Origin of the sequence: Saccharopolyspora sp. NPDC000359, assembly GCF_040300525.1 — a bacterium.
In the GTDB taxonomy this organism is placed as follows: domain Bacteria; phylum Actinomycetota; class Actinomycetes; order Mycobacteriales; family Pseudonocardiaceae; genus Saccharopolyspora.
The window spans coordinates 12288-28023 of sequence record NZ_JBEPDU010000001.1 but is presented as its reverse complement, the minus strand read 5'-3'; the positions used below and the strand labels follow the sequence as shown (position 1 = coordinate 28023).

The following is a 15736-nucleotide window of genomic DNA, read 5'->3' as shown; positions in this document are numbered from 1 at the left end:
CCGCGACAGCGGTTCTCCGGTCAGCCGTCGGCGGCGAGGCGGACGGTGGTGCGGCGCAGGAACTGCTGGACCAGCGGGCCCATGGACACCGCGATCAGCAGCGTGCCGAGGCCGACCGTGCCGCCGAGCAGCCAGCCCGCGGCCAGCACCACCAGCTCGATCGCGGTGCGCACCAGCCAGATCGGCTTGCCGGAGAGCCGGACCGCGCCGGTCATCAGGCCGTCGCGCGGTCCGGAGCCGAACCTGGCGCCGAGGTAGACCGCGTCGAAGAACGCCAGCATGAGCAGGCCCAGCAGGAGGTAGCTGAGCTGCTGGACCAGCGAGCTCGGCGGCGGCACCAGCAGCGCGGTGAGGTCGGCCGAGGTGCCGACCAGGACCACGTTCAGGAACGTGCCCAGGCCGGGCAGCTCCCGCAGCGGGATCCAGCAGAGCAGGACCACCACGGCGGTCAGGTTGGTCGCCCACCCGAACGTCATGCCGGTGCGCAGCGAAAGCCCTTCCGCGAGCACGCTCCAGCTCGACGCCCCCAGTGAGGAGCCGACCAGGAAGGTCAGCGCCGTGCCGTAGCCGACGAGCCCCACCAGCAGCTGGACCAGCCGCCAGGCCTTCTTCTCCGCTCGGAGTTGCTCGCCAGCCGTCATCCGCCTGGCCACGAACTGACGTCGCTCGGCTTGCGGTACCGCAGTCACAGATGTCCTCAACGCCTGCCCCGGAGGGGTTCTCGGCGATCCGCGGCACGGCGGATCGATGTCCCCCTGATCCTGGGATCAGCGCGGCACGGGCGGAAAGAGCCAGATCAGCAACGCTGGCCCCTCCCGCAGGACGGCTCAGACCTCCGCGAGCAGCGCCCGGAGCGCGCGGGCGAACTGGGCGGGCCGCTCGGTGGGTCCGAGGTGGCCGCCGGGGAACTCGGTCAGGGGCAGGCCGAGCTTGGTGGCCAGGGCCGCGGCCGCCCGGTGCGGGAGCTGGCCCCGGGAGTCGATCCCGGCGGCGGGGACCAGCCGCGGGCCCACCTCGCCGAGCGTGGCCAGGTCGACCTCGTGGGTGGTGAACGGGATCAGGATGTGCTCCAGGAACAGCGGCTGGAGCTCGCCGAGCCGCGGCAGCAGCTCCAGCAGTTCCGGGGTGGGCGGTTCGGGCGAGGTCTCGGCGTAGCCGTCGAGCCAGTCGCCGGGGTGGCGCACGTCCGGGGAGTCCGCGCCGGGTTCCGGGGCCGTCATGACCTCGGTCATCAGCCGGGTCGCCTCGTCCATGCCCTCGGTGCGCGCGGCCGTCCGGACCGCTTCGAGCGCGTCCCGGTGGCGCTGGGCGTCCGGCAGCAGGCCGAGCACCGGGGGTTCGTGGACGATCGCGCGGCGGAGGGTGCCGGGGTGGCGGGCCAGCAGCTCGAGGGTGGTGATGGCGCTGGAGCTGAAGGCGAACGCGGTCGGCGGCTCGTCGAAGAGCTCCTCGACCAGGCCACGGACGTCCTCGGCGAAGACCGCCGGGTGCTGGTCGCGGCGCTCGGTGCCCGGCCAGGCCGAGACCACGCGGTTGGACGCGGTGACGACGCGGTGGTGGTCGGCCAGGTGCGCGGCGAGCCCGTCGAGGACCCCGGCGTGCCCGGCACCGCCGGGCAGGAGCAGCAGCGGGCTGCCTTCACCGCGGTCGGAGAAGGTGATGGGGGTGCCGTTGAGGGTGAGCGTGGTGGTGCGGATGGGTGTCTCCCGGTGTCAGATCTCGGACCAGTGGGCCAGCACGTGGTGGAGCTTGTCGACCGCCCGCCGCCACGAGGTGTCGAGACTGTGGTCGGCGGTGAAGGCGTTGGTGGCCTCCAGGTCGCTGAAGCCGTGCAGCGTGCTGCGCAGCAACCGGACTGCGTCGGTGGCGTCGGGTTCGGTGAGGTCGTAGCCGCGCAGCAGCGCGTAGCAGGCCTCGATGATGCGCGCGGCGCCCGCCGACCCGTCGAGCCGTTCGGCGGGCACCGGGTGCCGGGTGGCCGCGTAGCGGCCGGGGTGCCCGGTGGCCAGGGCCCGGTAGGTGTCGGCGAAGGCGACCAGGGCGTCGTAGCCGGAGCGGCCCGCCACGGCCTGCCCCAGCGCGTCGCCCCATTCGCCCAGCGCCCGCAGCGCCACGCGTTCCTGCAGGTCAGCCAGGCCCCGGATGTGGGTGTAGAGGCTGGCGTCGCGGACGCCGAAGTGCTTGGCGAGCGCGGCCAGCGTCAGGTTCTCGAAACCGATCTCGTCGGCGAGGTCGGCGGCGGCGGACACCAGGGCGTCCGGCGTGATCCCCACACGCGGCATTTCCTAACCTCCCTAGGATTAATCCTAAGGTACACAGGAGACAGCGCGCGCACCAGTCAATTCCCGGGAAGGTCAGGCGCCGAGGAACTCCGGGAGGCTTCTCCGAAGCGCAGCAGCCCCCCTCGACGCACCGGGTGAAAGGCACCTTCGCCGAGCCAGTCGGTGCCCGGATGTTTCGAGGCTGGGGCAGCGGCTTGTTCCGTAGGGAGGCTCAGGCGCCGGGGATGGGCATCGGGCCGCTGGCGACGAGGTCGCGGAACTCGCGGGCCGGGATCGCGCCGGAGAACAACCAGCCCTGGTAGGCGTCCACGCCGACCCCGGAGAGCACGTGGAACTGGGTCGCGGTCTCCACCCCCTCAGCCACGCACTGGCGCCCCATCGCGCGCGCCATGTCCACCACCGCGCGGGCCACCGCGAAGTCCGAGGCGTCGCCGCCGACCCCGGCGACGAACCGGCGGTCCACCTTGATGATCTGCGCGGGCAGGTCCTTCAGCCGCGCCAGCGACGAGTAGCCGGTGCCGAAGTCGTCCACCGCGAACCGCACGCCGCGCGAGACCAGCTCGCCCATCTCGTGCCGGGTCCGCGACGGCAGGTCCACCAGGGCGGTCTCCACCAGCTCCAGGATCACCCGGTCCCAGGCGATGCCGGTCTCGGCGACGATGTCGGCCACCGCGTCGACGAAGTCCGGCCCGCCCGGCACCAGCCCGGCCAGGTTCACCGCCACGCCCACCGGCCGACCCTCGCGCACCGGCCAGGTCGCCGCCTCCCGCAGCGCGGTGCGCAGCACCCAGCGGTCCAGCTCGCGCAGCAGGTCGCCCTGCTCGGCGACGGGCAGGAAGGCGTCCGGAGCGAGCATCCCGCGGTCCGGGTGCGGCCAGCGCACCAGCGCCTCCGCGGTGACCACCACGCCGTCGACGTCGACCACCGGCTGGTAGTGCAGGGCGAGCCCGTCGTTGTTCAACGCCTCCCGCAACTGCCCCTCCAGGTGCAGCTGGCGGTCCGCGGAGGCCATCAGCGCCGGGCTGGCCAGCGAGACCTTGCCCGCGCCGCGCCCCTTCGCCTCGAACATCGCCGCGTCGGCGAAGCGCAGCAGGTCCTCCCCACCGGCCGCGCTGCCGTCGGGCACCGCGGCGCCGATCGAGGCGGAGACCCGGATCAGCTGGCCGTGCACCGGCACGGCGGTGCGCAGCAGGCCGGAGACCCGGTTGGCCAGCGAGTCGACCCCGCCGACCGCCTCGATGTCCGAGCAGATGATGACGAACTCGTCGCCGGACAACCGGGCCGCCGTGCACCCGGCGGGCAGCCCGCCCTCCAACCGGCGGGCCAGCGCCACCAGCAGCTCGTCACCGGCGTCGTGGCCCAGCGAGTCGTTGACCCGCTTGAAGTTGTCGATGTCGCAGAACAGCACCGCGACCCGGTGCGAGTCGGCGCGGCCCAGCAGCTGGTGCAGCAGGTCCTTGACCGCGGTGCGGTTCGGCAACCCGGTCAGGTCGTCGTGGGTGGCCTGATAACGCAGGGCCTCGGCGGCCCGCCGCCGCTCGGTGATGTCCTGGAACACCACCAGCCAGAAGTGCGTGCCGTCGTCCTGCACCGAGGCGGAGGTGCGCAGTTCGCAGTACACCGGTTCGCCGTCGGAGCGCACCAGCACCCGCTGCGGCACCCGGCGGCGGATCCCGGAGTGCTCGGCCGGGGTGGGCAGATTGGTGTTCTGCTCGTCGGGGTGGGTGATGTCCTTCGCACTCATCCCGCGCAGCTGGTCCAGCTGGTAGCCGAGCAGGTCGCACAGCGCGTCGTTGGCGTCGACCAGCCGCTCGGCCCGGTCGAACAGCCCGATGCCCACCGGGGTGATGCTGACCAGGTCGGTGAACCGCTGGCTGGAGCGCTCCATGCGGGTCACCACGGCCCGCTGCTCGGTGACGTCCTGGGCGGTGCCGACCAGGACGTCGCCGCCGTCGGCGTCCTTGATCGCGGTGCCGTGCAGCCGCAGGATCCGGGTGGTGCCGTCGAGGCGCAGGTAGCGGTGCTCGACCTCGATCGGGTCGTGGTCCTCGACCAGCGGCCGCCAAGCCCGCCGCACCCAACCCCGGTCGTCGGGGTGCACCCGGTCCAGGTAGCTCTCGAAGGTGATCGGCGAGCTGGACGGCTTGCCGATGATCTCGTGCAGCATGTTCGACAGCCGCATCACGTTGGCCCCGAGGTCCCACTCCCAGGTGCCGAGCCGGGCGATGCGCTGCGCGTCCTGCAGCTTGCGCCGCTCGTCGCGGAGCTGCCGCTCCAGCGCCCGGTGCTCGGTGACGTCCTGCACGGTGCCCTGCACCCGCTCGCACCGACCGGCCCGGTTGTACTCGGCCCGCCCGGTGCACAGGTACACGCGCTGGCCCGCGCGGTCGCGCAGCTCCACCTCGAGCAGCTCGTCCTCGGGGGCGTTGAGCACGTCCAGGTAGAACTGGCGGGCGCGCTCCACGTCGTCGGGGTGGGTCGACTCGATCATCGCCAGCACGCCCGCGGCCTCCTGGGGTCCGGACCCGCCGAGGAACTCGGTGAGCACCGGGCTGCGGTAGAGCTCCCCGGTCTCCGGGTAGTAGACCCAGCTGCCGACCTTGGCGATCCGCTGTGCCTCGATCAGCCAGCGGCGCTCGTCGCCGTCGGCGGCCTCGGCCGCGTCGTGCTCGGCGTCGGCGAGGTCGGAGATGTCGACCAGCACGGTGACCCGCAGCCGCTCGTCCTCGGCGTGCGGCCAGCTCAGCGGGCGGACCGGGTGCTGGCCGCTCCGGGCGCGCAGCAGCGAGACCGGGCCGTTGCGGATGACCAGGTCCGCCAGGCGGCAGCCGATCAGCGCCGCGGGCGTGGTCTCGCCCGCCAGCTTGGCCGCCTGCTCGGTGGCCCGGACGATGATGCCCTCCTCGGTGCTGAGCAGGGCGGGTGCGGCCGGGAGCGGCAGCAGGGCGAACTCCTCCGAACGAGCACCGGCCAGGCCGAGTCCGCCGGAGTTCCTCCGGGTCCTCTCGCTCTGCTCGGTCACCAGCACCCCTCCTGCGTCGCAGCCGCGCGACCGCTGCCCCGGGTTGCCGACCACCGCGAACGAGTGATCTGCAACACAACGGTTGTGCGGCCGACAATACCGGTCACCGCACCGGCGGTAACGCCATGGTGCCGCGCGCGAAACCGGATTCCCTGGAGAGGTGACCGCCGTCGCCCGACTTGATGACGCGAAGCCAGGAAAATCTACAAATGTCGACGAAATGGGGCTGGTTTCCCGCCCTGACCAGGACGGCCTCCCGAGCGGGTGCCCGGGAGGCCGTCGTGCGCGGGTGGGCGATCAGGACCTGGCGACGCCTTCAGCGCGCGCCGCCTTGGCCACCGCGGCGCTGACCTCGGGCGCCACCCGCGGGTCGAGCGGGCTGGGCACGATGTGGTCCGCGCTGAGGTCGTCGGCGGCGACCTCGGCGATCGCCTCGGCGGCCGCGACCTTCATGCCGTCGGTGATCTTGCGGGCGCCGACGTCCAGCGCGCCCTTGAAGATGCCGGGGAAGGCCAGCACGTTGTTGATCTGGTTCGGGAAGTCGCTGCGACCGGTGGCCACCACGGCGGCGTGCCGCCGGGCGACGTCGGGGTGGATCTCCGGGTCCGGGTTGGACAGCGCGAACACGATCGCGTCGTTGGCCATCGTGGCCACCAGCTCCTCGGGCAGCTGCCCGACCGACACCCCGATGACCACGTCGGCGCCGCGCAGCGCCTCGGCCGGACCACCGGTGATGCCGCTGGTGTTGGTGAACTCGGCCAGCTCCTGCTTGATCGGGGTCAGGCCCTCGCGACCGGCATGGATCACGCCGCGCGAGTCGAGCACCGTGATCTCTCCGACGCCCGCGGTGTGCAGGATCTTCGCGCAGGCCACCCCGGCCGCACCGGCACCGGAGATGACCACGCGCAGCGAGCCCAGCTCGCGGCCGACCACCTTGGCGGCGTTGCGCAGCGCGGCCAGCGCCACCACCGCGGTGCCGTGCTGGTCGTCGTGCATCACCGGGATGTCCAGCGCCTCGGAGACCCGCCGCTCCAGCTCGAAGCAGCGCGGCGCGGAGATGTCCTCAAGGTTGACCGCGCCGAAGGACGGGCGCAGCCGGACCAGGGTCTCCACGATCTCGTCGACATCGGTGGTGTCCAGCACCAGCGGGATCGAGTCCAGCCCGGCGAAGGTCTTGAACAGCGCGGACTTGCCCTCCATGACCGGCAGGGACGCCCGCGGCCCGATGTCGCCGAGCCCGAGCACCGCGGTGCCGTCGCTGACCACGGCCACCAACCGCTGCGTCCAGGTGTAGCGGTCGACCAGCGCCGGGTCGCTGGCGATCGCCCGGCTGACCTGCGCCACGCCCGGCGTGTAGGCGATCGAGAGGTCGCGCGCGGTCGCCAGCGGCGCGGTCACCTCCACGCCCAGCTTGCCGCCTTCGTGCGCGGCGAAAATTTCTTCGTTGGTCAAATCGGCACCGTTCGCGGTGCGGTCGTTCACGGTGGTCACGGCGTCCCTCCTGTAGCCATGCCTGCAGCCCGGGCGCATTCCGGGCCGGGCGGACGGGCGGCGCGGCGCCGCCCGCGATAACCCCGCTGCGCCGGGCTTTCCGGCCCAGCGGGTGTGAATGAACCGAACGCGGCTGCCCCGGTCGGACAGCGGTTCGGCGGACGCTGCGGTTCGAACAGTGTGCCAGGCCTCCGGATCAATGTCAGCGACCGGGATCACACAAGCTCACCAGCAACTTCAACAAAATGTCAACGGTTCTGGGCAGTACGCGCGTCCGGTTTTGATTCGAAAAGGCCCAGTACGTACGTACGGTTTTCAGAATTTGCGCCGACCGAACGTTCGCCGTTTTTTCCCGGCGACGCCCGCGGTGCGCGCGTCCGGTCAACCGCCTGCCCCTCCGGACCGAGTGCCAACCTGCCCCATAGGCTTTCGACCGTGCAGGTACGTCGACTTGAGAACACCGGCGCGATCGAGTTCATTCCGAAGTCGTTCCCGGACCACCGCGGCCTCTTCGTCGCACCGTTCCAGGAGGCCGCGCTCGTCGAAGCCCTCGGCCACCCGATGCGGATCGCGCAGACCAACCACAGCGTCTCCGCGCGCGACGTCATCCGCGGGGTGCACTTCTCCGACGTGCCGCCCGGCCAGGCCAAGTACGTGTACTGCCCGCAGGGCGCGCTGCTCGACGTGGTCATCGACATCCGGGTCGGCTCGCCCACCTTCGGCAAGTGGGACGCCGTCCGCCTCGACGCCGCGGAGTACCGCGGCCTCTACGTGCCGGAAGGCCTCGGCCACGCCTTCGTGGCGCTCACCGACAACACGGTGATGAGCTACCTCTGCTCAACGCCCTACAACCCGGGCGCCGAGCACGGCATCAACCCGCTGGACCCGGAACTCGGGCTCCCGTGGGGCGAGCACCTCGGCGGCGAGCCGGTGCTGTCCGAGAAGGACCGCGAGGCCCCCACCTTCGCCGAAGCGGCGGAGCAGGGACTTCTTCCGGATTACGAAACCTGCCTGACCCACTACGAAACCCTGCGCTGAGCCCACGCGACCTCCACCGGAGCGGAACGCACCAGCGGAGGTCGCCAGGACCAGGCGGTCAGCGCAGGCGCCCCGGGCTCGGCCACAACCGCCAGCGCACCACGCCGAGCACCTCAGCCGGGCCCAGCTCACGCGAGTCGGTCGAGCCGAAGCTGTTGTCACCCTCCACGTGCCAGCCGCCCGCCTCGAGGCGCACCGCGCGCTTGACCGACAGCTGCTCCGGCCGCTGCGGCCAGCGGACCAGGACGACGTCGCGCGGGCGCGCGCGGCCGCGCAGTCGCAGCAGCACGACATCGCGGTCCCGGAGTGTGGGAACCATGGACGGACCCCGCACCAGCAAGCGGCGCCAGGGCCACCGCCCGAGCGATTTCACAGCCACCTCCAGTAGGACGCCGGGGATCTTCCAGAGTAGGGTCGGCCCTGTCGGAGCACTCACTGTCAGGGAGGAATCATGCGACTGCTGTCGCGAATCCTCAGCCCCCGCCTGGAGGCGACCGCGCACTGCGATCTTCCGTGCGGCGTGTACGACCCGGCCCAGGCGCGGATCGAGGCTGAATCCGTCAAGGCCATTCAGGAGAAGTACCAGGCCAATGAGGACCCGGAGTTCCGCACTCGCGCGATTCTGATCGCCGAGCAGCGCTCCGAGTTGGTCAAGCACCACCTGTGGGTGCTGTGGACCGACTACTTCAAGCCGCCGCACTTCGAGAAGTACCCGCAGCTGCACGAGCTCGTCAACAAGGCCACCAAGGCCGCGGGCGCCACCGGCACCAAGGGTTCGATGGACCCGAAGTCCGGTCAGCAGCTGCTGGACTACATCGCCGAGATCGACAAGATCTTCTGGGAGACCAAGCAGGGCTGAGCCCAGCACCACCGGGACGCCGACCAGCGAGAATCCTCGCCGGTCGGCGTCTTTCGCTGTTTCGGGGCCAGGAGCCCGCCGCTGGCGCGCATTCCCGCTCCCCCGGAAAACCAGTGGCACCACGGAGGCCGGAACGTCCACAATCGACCCCCGTGGACATCTCCGAACCGGTTCGCCTTGGCCAGTACCGGCTTCCCGACGGACGCGACCTCGCCTGGGCCGAGTGGGGGCCGGAGGACGGGACCCCCGTCCTGCTGTGCCCCGGTGCGGCGACGAGCCGACGGCTCGGGTTCGGCACCGGTGCCGTCGATGCGCTCGGCATCCGGCTGATCTCCGTCGACCGGCCGGGGGTCGGCGCGTCCGACCCGGCGCCGGGACGCACGCTGGACAGCTTCGCCGCCGACATCGCCGGGCTGCGCCGCGACATCCTGGGCACCGCTGAGCTCGCCGCCGTCGGGTACTCGGCGGGCGGGCCCTTCGCGCTGGCCTGCGCGGCAGCGGGTGTGGCGGCGCGGGCCGCGGTCGTCGCGGGCGCTGACGAGTTCGCCTCCTCCCACGACGGGCTCCCGGAGGACCTGCGGGCCATGGTCGAGCTGGCGGCCGCCGACCCAGCCGCCGCGGAGCGGTCCTTCGCCGAGTTCGGCAGCGCCGAGGCGCTGTGGCAGCTGATCACCAGCTGCAGCCCGCCGGTGGACCTGGCCGTCTACCGGTCCCCGGAGTTCGAGCCGGTGTTCCGGCAGGCGCTGGCCGAGGGCTTCGCCCAGGGCCCGGCCGGATACGCCCGCGACACGCTGCTGGCCATGAGCCGCTGGCCGTTCGCCGTCGCCGACGTCCGCACGCCGGTCGACCTCTGGTACGGCGGGCTCGACACCAGCCCCAGCCACTCCCCCGACCACGGCACCACGCTGGCCGGCCGCCTCCCGTCCGCGCGCCACCACCTGGTGCCGGACGCGGGCGGTGCCCTGCTGTGGACGCACGCCGAGCCGATCCTCAGGACCCTCCTGGGCGCCGACCACTGACCTGTCCTGATCGGTGGGGTGCTCGTCCTTGCGGACGCGCACCGGCCCGACCAAGCTCGGTGCGGCATCCTGACCGGCCGACCGGCGACCACGCACTGGGCGACGCGCGACGCGCTGGCCGCGCTCGGGGCGCGGGTCAGCACCGACCGCGTCGTGGTGGACGGCGACGTGATCACCAGGGCCGCAGTGGCCGCGGGCATCGACATGGCGCTGCACCTGGCGGCCCGGCTGTGGGGCGAGTACGGCGCGAAGCTGATCCAGCTGGCCCTGGAGCACGACCCGCAACCACCGCCCGACGCGGGTTCACCGGAGGAGGCCGGGCCGGAGCTGACCGCGGCGATCCGCGAGGGGGTGCTCCCGGCGCAGCGCGGTTACGCTCGGGCCGTGGCACAGGACGAGCACCGCGTTTACCTCCTCCGGCACGGCACCACCGCCTGGTCGCAGACCGGTCAGCACACCAGCCGCTCGGACATCCCGCTCACCGTCGAGGGCGAACTGCGGGCCCGCCAAGCCGGGCAGACCCTGACCGCGCTGCGCCCGGCCGGGCCGGTCACCGTGCTCGCCAGCCCGCGCCAGCGCGCCCAGCGGACGGCGGCGCTGGCCGGTCTGGGCGACATCGTCGCCGAGCCGCTGCTCGCCGAGTGGGACTACGGCGACTACGAGGGCCTGACCACCGCGCAGATCCGCGAGCAGGTGCCGGACTGGACGGTGTGGACGCACCCCTGCCCGGGCGGCGAGACCGCCGAGCAGGTCGCCGCCCGCGCCGACGCACTGCTGGCCCGCGTCGCCGACACCACCTCCGACGTGGTGCTGGTCGGCCACGGCCACTTCAGCCGCTGCCTGATCGCCCGCTGGCTCGGCCTGCCCGCGACCGCCGGGGTCCGCTTCGCGCTCGACCCGGCCGGGATCACCGTCCTCGGCCGCGAGCGCGACGTCCCGCAGGTCGTGCGCGCCAACATCCCGCCCTGGCAGCAGGGCTGAGCCGCGGGGACCGCCCACCGGGCGCACCTATGCTGACCCGGTAGGCAGAACCCGTGGAGGTACCGATGATCCGCCGTGCGACCGAAGCCGACGTCCCCGCCATGGTCGAGCTGGTGCACGAACTCGCGCTGTACGAGCAGGCGCCCGAGAAGTGCCACCTGACCGAGCAGCAGCTGCGCGCGGCGCTGTTCGGCCCGGACCCCGCGCTGTTCGGGCACGTGGCCGAAGTGGACGGTGCGGTGGTCGGGCTCGCCCTGTGGTTCCTGAACTTCTCCACCTGGGAGGGCGTGCACGGCATCTACCTGGAGGACCTGTTCGTGAGCCCGCAGCAGCGCGGCAGCGGCCTGGGCAAGGCGCTCCTGCAGGCACTGGCGAAGGAGTGCGTGGACCGCGGCTACGCGCGGCTGGAGTGGCAGGTCCTCGACTGGAACGAACCGGCGATCAACTTCTACAAGGCGGCCGGAGCGGTCCCGATGGACGAGTGGACCGTCTACCGCCTCACCGGAGAAGCGCTCCACACCTTCAGCGCCTGACCCCACCCAAGCCCCACGAGCGCTCGCCGGACCGAGCGGAAGCCGATCCGGCGGTGAACAGCTACCGCGACAGGCGTCCGGAACCAAGCGGGAGCGGAACCCCCGAGCTCAGCTTTCGCGGTCCGCGTCTGGGGCGGCGTTGCCGTAGTAGGACCAGCGCCGCCCCTCGCGGTTGAACATGAAGTACAGGACCGCGATCGCGGGCACCGCGAGCACCGTGCCGATCAGCGGCTGGCCGGAGGGGCCGAAGGCGTACCACGCGGTGCCCAGGAGCATCAGCTGCATCAGCAGGGCCGGGGTGCGCGCCCAGTGCTTGCCCCTGAGCATGCCGATGCCCGCCGCGAGGACCCCGGCCGACAGCAGGGTGAAGTACCCGGCCTCCCCGTAGGTCTGGGTGGGCCCGAACTCCCCCACCCCGTCGAGCGTGGCGGTCCCGCGGAACAGCAGCGCGACGACGAAGACCAGCCCCGCCACGGCCTGCAGCGTGGTGAGGACGCCGGCGATGCGCACGGTGCGCGGGACAGCTTCGGTCGACACGGTTGCCCTTCCGGAAAGCGGAACTCGGTCACTCTGCGTATGCCCCACCGATGGTAATACCGCTCAAATGACGCATGGCTGCGACCACGGTCACGCGCGATGATCAGCTCATGGCTGCCACGGGGACCGCGGAAATCGGGGTGTCCGCGCCCGTGCGCCCGACCGGCCCGGGTGGGCGACGGGCGGATGCGCTCCGGGGTTGCGCATCCGGCTCCCACCGGGCTCCGGCGGTGGTCAGCGGCGCGGCGCACCTGCTCCTGGTGCCTCAGCCGGCCCGCCCCGCCCGCGTCGGGCCCCGCGGCCGGTCCGGGTGCGGTTCGGGACGGGAGGAGGCTGCGCGGGAGAGCTGAAGCGCTGGACGGTGCACGGGCGCCCGGTGGCCTGGCCTAGGCTGCGGGGTGTGCGCGCCGTACTCGTCGTCAACCCGCAGGCGACGTCCACCACTGCGGCTGGCCGGGATGTCATCGCCCACGCTCTGGCCAGCGAGCTGAAGCTGGACCTCGTCGAGACCCAGCACTGGGGCCACGCCTCGGAGACCGCCCGCGCGGCCGTCGAGGACGGCGTGGACCTGGTGATCGCGCACGGTGGCGACGGCACGGTCAACGAAGTGGTCAACGGCATGTTCGCCGCGGGCGACGTGGGTGACCGGGCGATGCCGACGCTGGGCGTGGTGCCCGGCGGCTCGGCGAACGTGTTCGCCCGCGCCCTGGGACTGCCCCGCGACCCGGTCGAGGCCACCCACCGCCTGTTGCGCGCGGTGGCCGAGCGCAGCGGCCGCTGGGTCGGGCTGGGCCGCGCCGATGAGCGCTGGTTCACCTTCAACGCGGGTGTCGGCTGGGACGCCGAGGTGGTCGCCGAGGTCGAGCGGCTGCGCTCGACCGGCCGGAACGTGACGCCCGCCCTGTACGCGCGCACCGCGCTCGCCTGCTACTTCCGGATGGCCCGCGAGGAGCCGAAGCTCACGCTGCGGATTGGTGACGAGGAACAGGTCGGCGGACCACTGCACAGCGTGTTCGTCTCGAACACCGATCCCTGGACCTACCTGGGCTCCCGACCAGTGCGGATGAGCCCGGAGACCAGCTTCGACAACGGTCTGGGCGTCTTCGCGCTGCAGAACATGCGCGCTTACCCTGTGTTACGACATGTAGCGGACATGCTGCGCGGTAGAGCGAAACCACACGGGAGAAACTCAATTCAGCGTGCGGACGTGGGCCATCTCCGCGTAACCTGTACGGAGCCGTTGCGCCTGCAGGTCGATGGCGACTGCCTGGGTGAGCGTTCGGAGATCGAGTTCCTCTCAGTCCCGGAAGCTCTCCGCGTCGCCGTATAACCTTCTCGTAACGGATGGACGTAGTTACCGACTCGCGGCCCCCGTTCGCGACCGGTAGCACACCGAAACCCCTGGTCAAGTCCTGTCGATCTTTCAGGTGAGTTCCCTCACCACGCGAGATCGAACTCTTGACATCGCGGCAGTTCGTGAAAGCATTCACAAGCACACGGACTCCGTGAAAGCATTCACAAACACCCCGAACGAACGAGCGGCGCGCGTGGGCGCGCCTAGCGAGGAGCAAGGAACGATGGACTGGCGCCACGATGCGGTTTGCCGTGACGAGGACCCGGAGCTGTTCTTCCCCGTCGGGAACAGTGGTCCTGCCGTGCTGCAGATCGCCGAGGCGAAGGCCGTTTGCCGCCGTTGTCCGGTCGCCTCCGAGTGCCTGGCTTGGGCACTGGAGAGCGGGCAGGACGCTGGCGTCTGGGGCGGTATGAGCGAAGACGAGCGGCGTGCCCTCAAGCGGCGCAACGCTCGCACCCGGGCCCGCACCAACGCCTGAGTAGCGAAGCTCGCTGAGGACGTGGCGGGGCGGTCGCACCCCCGGTGATCGCCCCCACGTCCCCGCCCCGGTAGCGAAGCAACGGCCATCGCACCGACAGAACCCGCACACTCCGACGAGACACCGGCCGATCCGCGTCGATGTCGGCCCCGGACGAACCGCCCAGCTCACCGCTCGTTCGAGCAGGCGGATCCGGGAACCCGACCCGGTCGGCCGCGATGCGGCAACCCGACCGCCGCATCACCCGCATCGACGCACCGCGCGGCGCCCGACCTACCGGGCAGACGTCAGCGCCGGTACTTCAGCGGAACGCGCAACACCGCCTCGGTACCCCGCTGCCGCCCGCGACCGCGCAAGCTCAACGACCCTCGGAGCTCGGATTCCACGAGGGTCCGCACGATCTGCAGGCCGAGGCGTTCGGCGCGTTCGAGGGAGAAGCCCTTCGGCAGGCCGCGACCGTCATCGGAGATGACGACGTCGAGCCAGCGCGCCGAACGCTCCGCCTGCACCACGACCTCACCGCCCTGCCCTTCCGGGAAGGCGTGCTCGAAGGCATTCTGCACCAGCTCGGTGAGCACCATCACCAGCGGGGTCGCCAGCTCGGCGGACACCACCCCGAACCGTCCTTCGCGACGCACCTTCACGCCGGTCTCGGCCGCGGCGACGTCGCTCATCATCGGGATCACCCGGTCCACCACGTCGTCCAGGTCGACCCGCTCGTCCACCGACATCGACAGCGTCTCGTGCACCAGCGCGATCGACGTCACCCGCCGGACCGACTCGTCCAGCGCGAGGCGCGCTTCGTTGTTGCCGGTCCGCCGCGCCTGCAGCCGAAGCAGCGCGGCCACCGTCTGCAGGTTGTTCTTGACCCGGTGGTGGATCTCGCGGATCGTCGCGTCCTTGGACATCAGCGCGCGGTCCCGGCGCTTGACCTCGGTGACGTCGCGCACCAGCACCAGCGCACCGGCCTGCTGCCCGCGCGGCTGCAGCGGCAGCGCCCGGAACAGCACCGTTGCCCCGCGCGCCTCGGCCTCGATGCGCATGCTGGGCTGGCCGCCCATCGCGCGCCGCACGCGCTGCGCCACCTCGTCGGCGTCGAACGGGTCGTTGAGCAGCGACCGGGTCAGCGGCGCCAGCTGCGCCCCCACCAGGTCCGCGGCGTGCCCCATCCGGTGGTAGGCCGACAGCGCGTTCGGGCTGGCGAACACGACGGTGCCGGAGCTGTCCAGCCGGATCAGGCCGTCACCGACCCGCGGGCTGGTGTGCACGTCGGGCGCCGGTTCCGGGGTCGGGAAGGTGCCGTCAGCGACCATCTGGCACAGGTCCGCGGCACTGCCAAGGTAGGAGATCTCCAGCGGGCTCGGCACCCGCGGCACCGCCAGGTTGGTGTCCCGGCTGAGCACCGCGACGATCTCGTCACCCAACCGGACCGGGATGGTCTCGCGGCGCACCGGCACCCCGAGGTGCCAGCGCGGGTCCTCCTCGCGGCAGATCCGGCCCTCCAGGGCCGCGCGCCGCAGCTGCGGGTGCTCGTCCTGCGTGACCTCGGAGCCCACCACGTCCTCCGGGTGGGCGGTGGGGGCCGTCGTGGGCCGCGCCTGGGCCACGCACAGGAAGCGGGAGTCCGGGGCCTCCTGCGGACCGATCGGCACCCACAGCAGGAAGTCGGCGAAGGACAGGTCGGACAGCAGCTGCCACTCGGCCACCACGAGCTGCAGGTGGTCGGCGGCGGTGCCGGACAGCCCGGTGTGCTCGGCGAGCAGGTCACTCAGCGTGGACAAGATCAGCCTCCCGGCAGGTCTCCTCGGCCATCGCTTCCTCCTCACCGCGGCCCGGTGGGCCCCTGCTTAGGAAACCACGAGCGGAACCACCCGCCAGCGGCAGGTGGTGGGCATGTCAAACTGGGAGCTCGAAACCCCAGCGGTGACCTGGTCGGCCTCGACGCCCGACCGCTCACCGGGCTGGCCGGAAGCCGAACTTGAGGAGATGGCGATGGGCAAGCGCGCTCGCAAGAAGAAGGACCGGAAGAAGAACAAGGCCAACCACGGCAAGCGCCCCAACTCGTGAGCGCCGGCGGCACCAGCCGTCGAACATGCGAATGGCCCCGGACCAGATCGGTCCGGGGCCATTTCGATGTCTGGG

The 15736-nt window shown here is 71.9% G+C and carries 16 protein-coding genes and 1 pseudogene; 9 read left to right on the top strand and 8 right to left on the bottom strand.

The window, feature by feature from the left end; all coding sequences use genetic code 11:
* Positions 1-20: 20 nt before the first annotated feature.
* The 5 genes from yczE to ABT324_RS00135 all read right to left on the bottom strand — a co-directional run bounded on the left by yczE (position 21) and on the right by ABT324_RS00135 (position 6795).
* Positions 21-689, bottom strand: a complete 669-nt coding sequence (yczE, locus tag ABT324_RS00155; protein ID WP_351169018.1) for a membrane protein YczE — start codon at positions 687-689, stop codon at positions 21-23.
* Positions 690-827: 138 nt separating this feature from the next.
* Positions 828-1529, bottom strand: a complete 702-nt coding sequence (locus tag ABT324_RS00150) for an alpha/beta fold hydrolase (protein ID WP_351169015.1) — start codon at positions 1527-1529, stop codon at positions 828-830.
* 183 nt (positions 1530-1712) lie between these two features.
* Entirely contained in the window at positions 1713-2282 is a 570-nt protein-coding gene (locus tag ABT324_RS00145) for a TetR/AcrR family transcriptional regulator (protein ID WP_351169012.1), read from the bottom strand.
* 211 nt (positions 2283-2493) lie between these two features.
* Positions 2494-5310: a sensor domain-containing protein gene (locus tag ABT324_RS00140; RefSeq protein ID WP_351169009.1), complete on the bottom strand. Its 2817-nt coding sequence runs from the start codon at positions 5308-5310 to the stop codon at positions 2494-2496.
* Positions 5311-5601: 291 nt separating this feature from the next.
* Positions 5602-6795, bottom strand: coding sequence for an NAD(P)-dependent malic enzyme (locus tag ABT324_RS00135; protein WP_351169006.1), 1194 nt, complete (start codon positions 6793-6795; stop codon positions 5602-5604).
* 435 nt (positions 6796-7230) lie between these two features.
* Between ABT324_RS00135 and ABT324_RS00130 the strand changes: the two genes are divergently transcribed.
* Positions 7231-7833 (top strand): dTDP-4-dehydrorhamnose 3,5-epimerase family protein, encoded by a 603-nt coding sequence (locus ABT324_RS00130; RefSeq protein ID WP_351169003.1) that lies wholly within the window; start codon positions 7231-7233, stop codon positions 7831-7833.
* A 58-nt stretch (positions 7834-7891) separates the two neighbouring features.
* Here the strand turns inward: ABT324_RS00130 and ABT324_RS00125 are convergent, their stop codons facing one another.
* Positions 7892-8206: a S24/S26 family peptidase gene (locus ABT324_RS00125; RefSeq protein WP_351169000.1), complete on the bottom strand. Its 315-nt coding sequence runs from the start codon at positions 8204-8206 to the stop codon at positions 7892-7894.
* Between the two features lie 78 nt (positions 8207-8284).
* Here ABT324_RS00125 and sodN point away from each other — a divergent pair, with 78 nt between their 5' ends.
* The 5 genes and pseudogenes from sodN (at position 8285) to ABT324_RS00100 (ending at position 11225) form a co-directional block, all read left to right on the top strand.
* Positions 8285-8692 carry a superoxide dismutase, Ni gene (gene sodN, locus ABT324_RS00120; RefSeq protein WP_502949661.1) on the top strand — a complete coding sequence of 136 codons (408 nt, stop codon included), beginning with the start codon at positions 8285-8287 and terminating at the stop codon, positions 8690-8692.
* A gap of 152 nt (positions 8693-8844) precedes the next feature.
* Positions 8845-9711, top strand: a complete 867-nt coding sequence (locus ABT324_RS00115; RefSeq protein ID WP_351168997.1) for an alpha/beta fold hydrolase — start codon at positions 8845-8847, stop codon at positions 9709-9711.
* An 18-nt stretch (positions 9712-9729) separates the two neighbouring features.
* Positions 9730-9921, top strand: a pseudogene (locus ABT324_RS00110) (DJ-1/PfpI family protein); the annotation flags it as partial.
* Between the two features lie 174 nt (positions 9922-10095).
* Positions 10096-10692, top strand: a complete 597-nt coding sequence (locus tag ABT324_RS00105; RefSeq protein ID WP_351170016.1) for a histidine phosphatase family protein — start codon at positions 10096-10098, stop codon at positions 10690-10692.
* A 65-nt stretch (positions 10693-10757) separates the two neighbouring features.
* On the top strand, positions 10758-11225 hold the full coding sequence (locus tag ABT324_RS00100; RefSeq protein WP_351168994.1) for a GNAT family N-acetyltransferase: 468 nt from the start codon (positions 10758-10760) through the stop codon (positions 11223-11225).
* Positions 11226-11333: 108 nt separating this feature from the next.
* Here ABT324_RS00100 and ABT324_RS00095 read toward each other — a convergent pair whose 3' ends face one another.
* Positions 11334-11762: a hypothetical protein gene (locus ABT324_RS00095; RefSeq protein WP_351168991.1), complete on the bottom strand. Its 429-nt coding sequence runs from the start codon at positions 11760-11762 to the stop codon at positions 11334-11336.
* Between the two features lie 400 nt (positions 11763-12162).
* On the opposite strand from ABT324_RS00095, the gene ABT324_RS00090 reads away from it, so the two are divergent.
* Both ABT324_RS00090 and ABT324_RS00085 read left to right on the top strand, forming a co-directional pair.
* On the top strand, positions 12163-13092 hold the full coding sequence (locus ABT324_RS00090) for a diacylglycerol/lipid kinase family protein (protein WP_351168988.1): 930 nt from the start codon (positions 12163-12165) through the stop codon (positions 13090-13092).
* Between the two features lie 247 nt (positions 13093-13339).
* Entirely contained in the window at positions 13340-13594 is a 255-nt protein-coding gene (locus tag ABT324_RS00085; protein ID WP_093157940.1) for a WhiB family transcriptional regulator, read from the top strand.
* A gap of 287 nt (positions 13595-13881) precedes the next feature.
* Here the strand turns inward: ABT324_RS00085 and ABT324_RS00080 are convergent, their stop codons facing one another.
* Positions 13882-15375, bottom strand: a complete 1494-nt coding sequence (locus tag ABT324_RS00080; RefSeq protein ID WP_351168985.1) for a histidine kinase N-terminal domain-containing protein — start codon at positions 15373-15375, stop codon at positions 13882-13884.
* Positions 15376-15586: 211 nt separating this feature from the next.
* On the opposite strand from ABT324_RS00080, the gene ABT324_RS33395 reads away from it, so the two are divergent.
* A complete protein-coding gene (locus tag ABT324_RS33395) occupies positions 15587-15661 on the top strand; it encodes a 50S ribosomal protein bL37 (protein ID WP_103908190.1) in 75 nt (24 codons plus the stop codon).
* Positions 15662-15736 lie beyond the last annotated feature (75 nt).

Coding starts and splice junctions, on each gene's coding strand:
- ABT324_RS00085 (WP_093157940.1), top strand. CDS start 13,340: ATGGACTGGCGCCACGATGCGGTTTGCCGTGACGAGGACCCGGAGCTG.
- ABT324_RS00100 (WP_351168994.1), top strand. CDS start 10,758: ATGATCCGCCGTGCGACCGAAGCCGACGTCCCCGCCATGGTCGAGCTG.
- sodN (WP_502949661.1), top strand. CDS start 8,285: ATGCGACTGCTGTCGCGAATCCTCAGCCCCCGCCTGGAGGCGACCGCG.
- ABT324_RS00145 (WP_351169012.1), bottom strand. CDS start 2,282: ATGCCGCGTGTGGGGATCACGCCGGACGCCCTGGTGTCCGCCGCCGCC.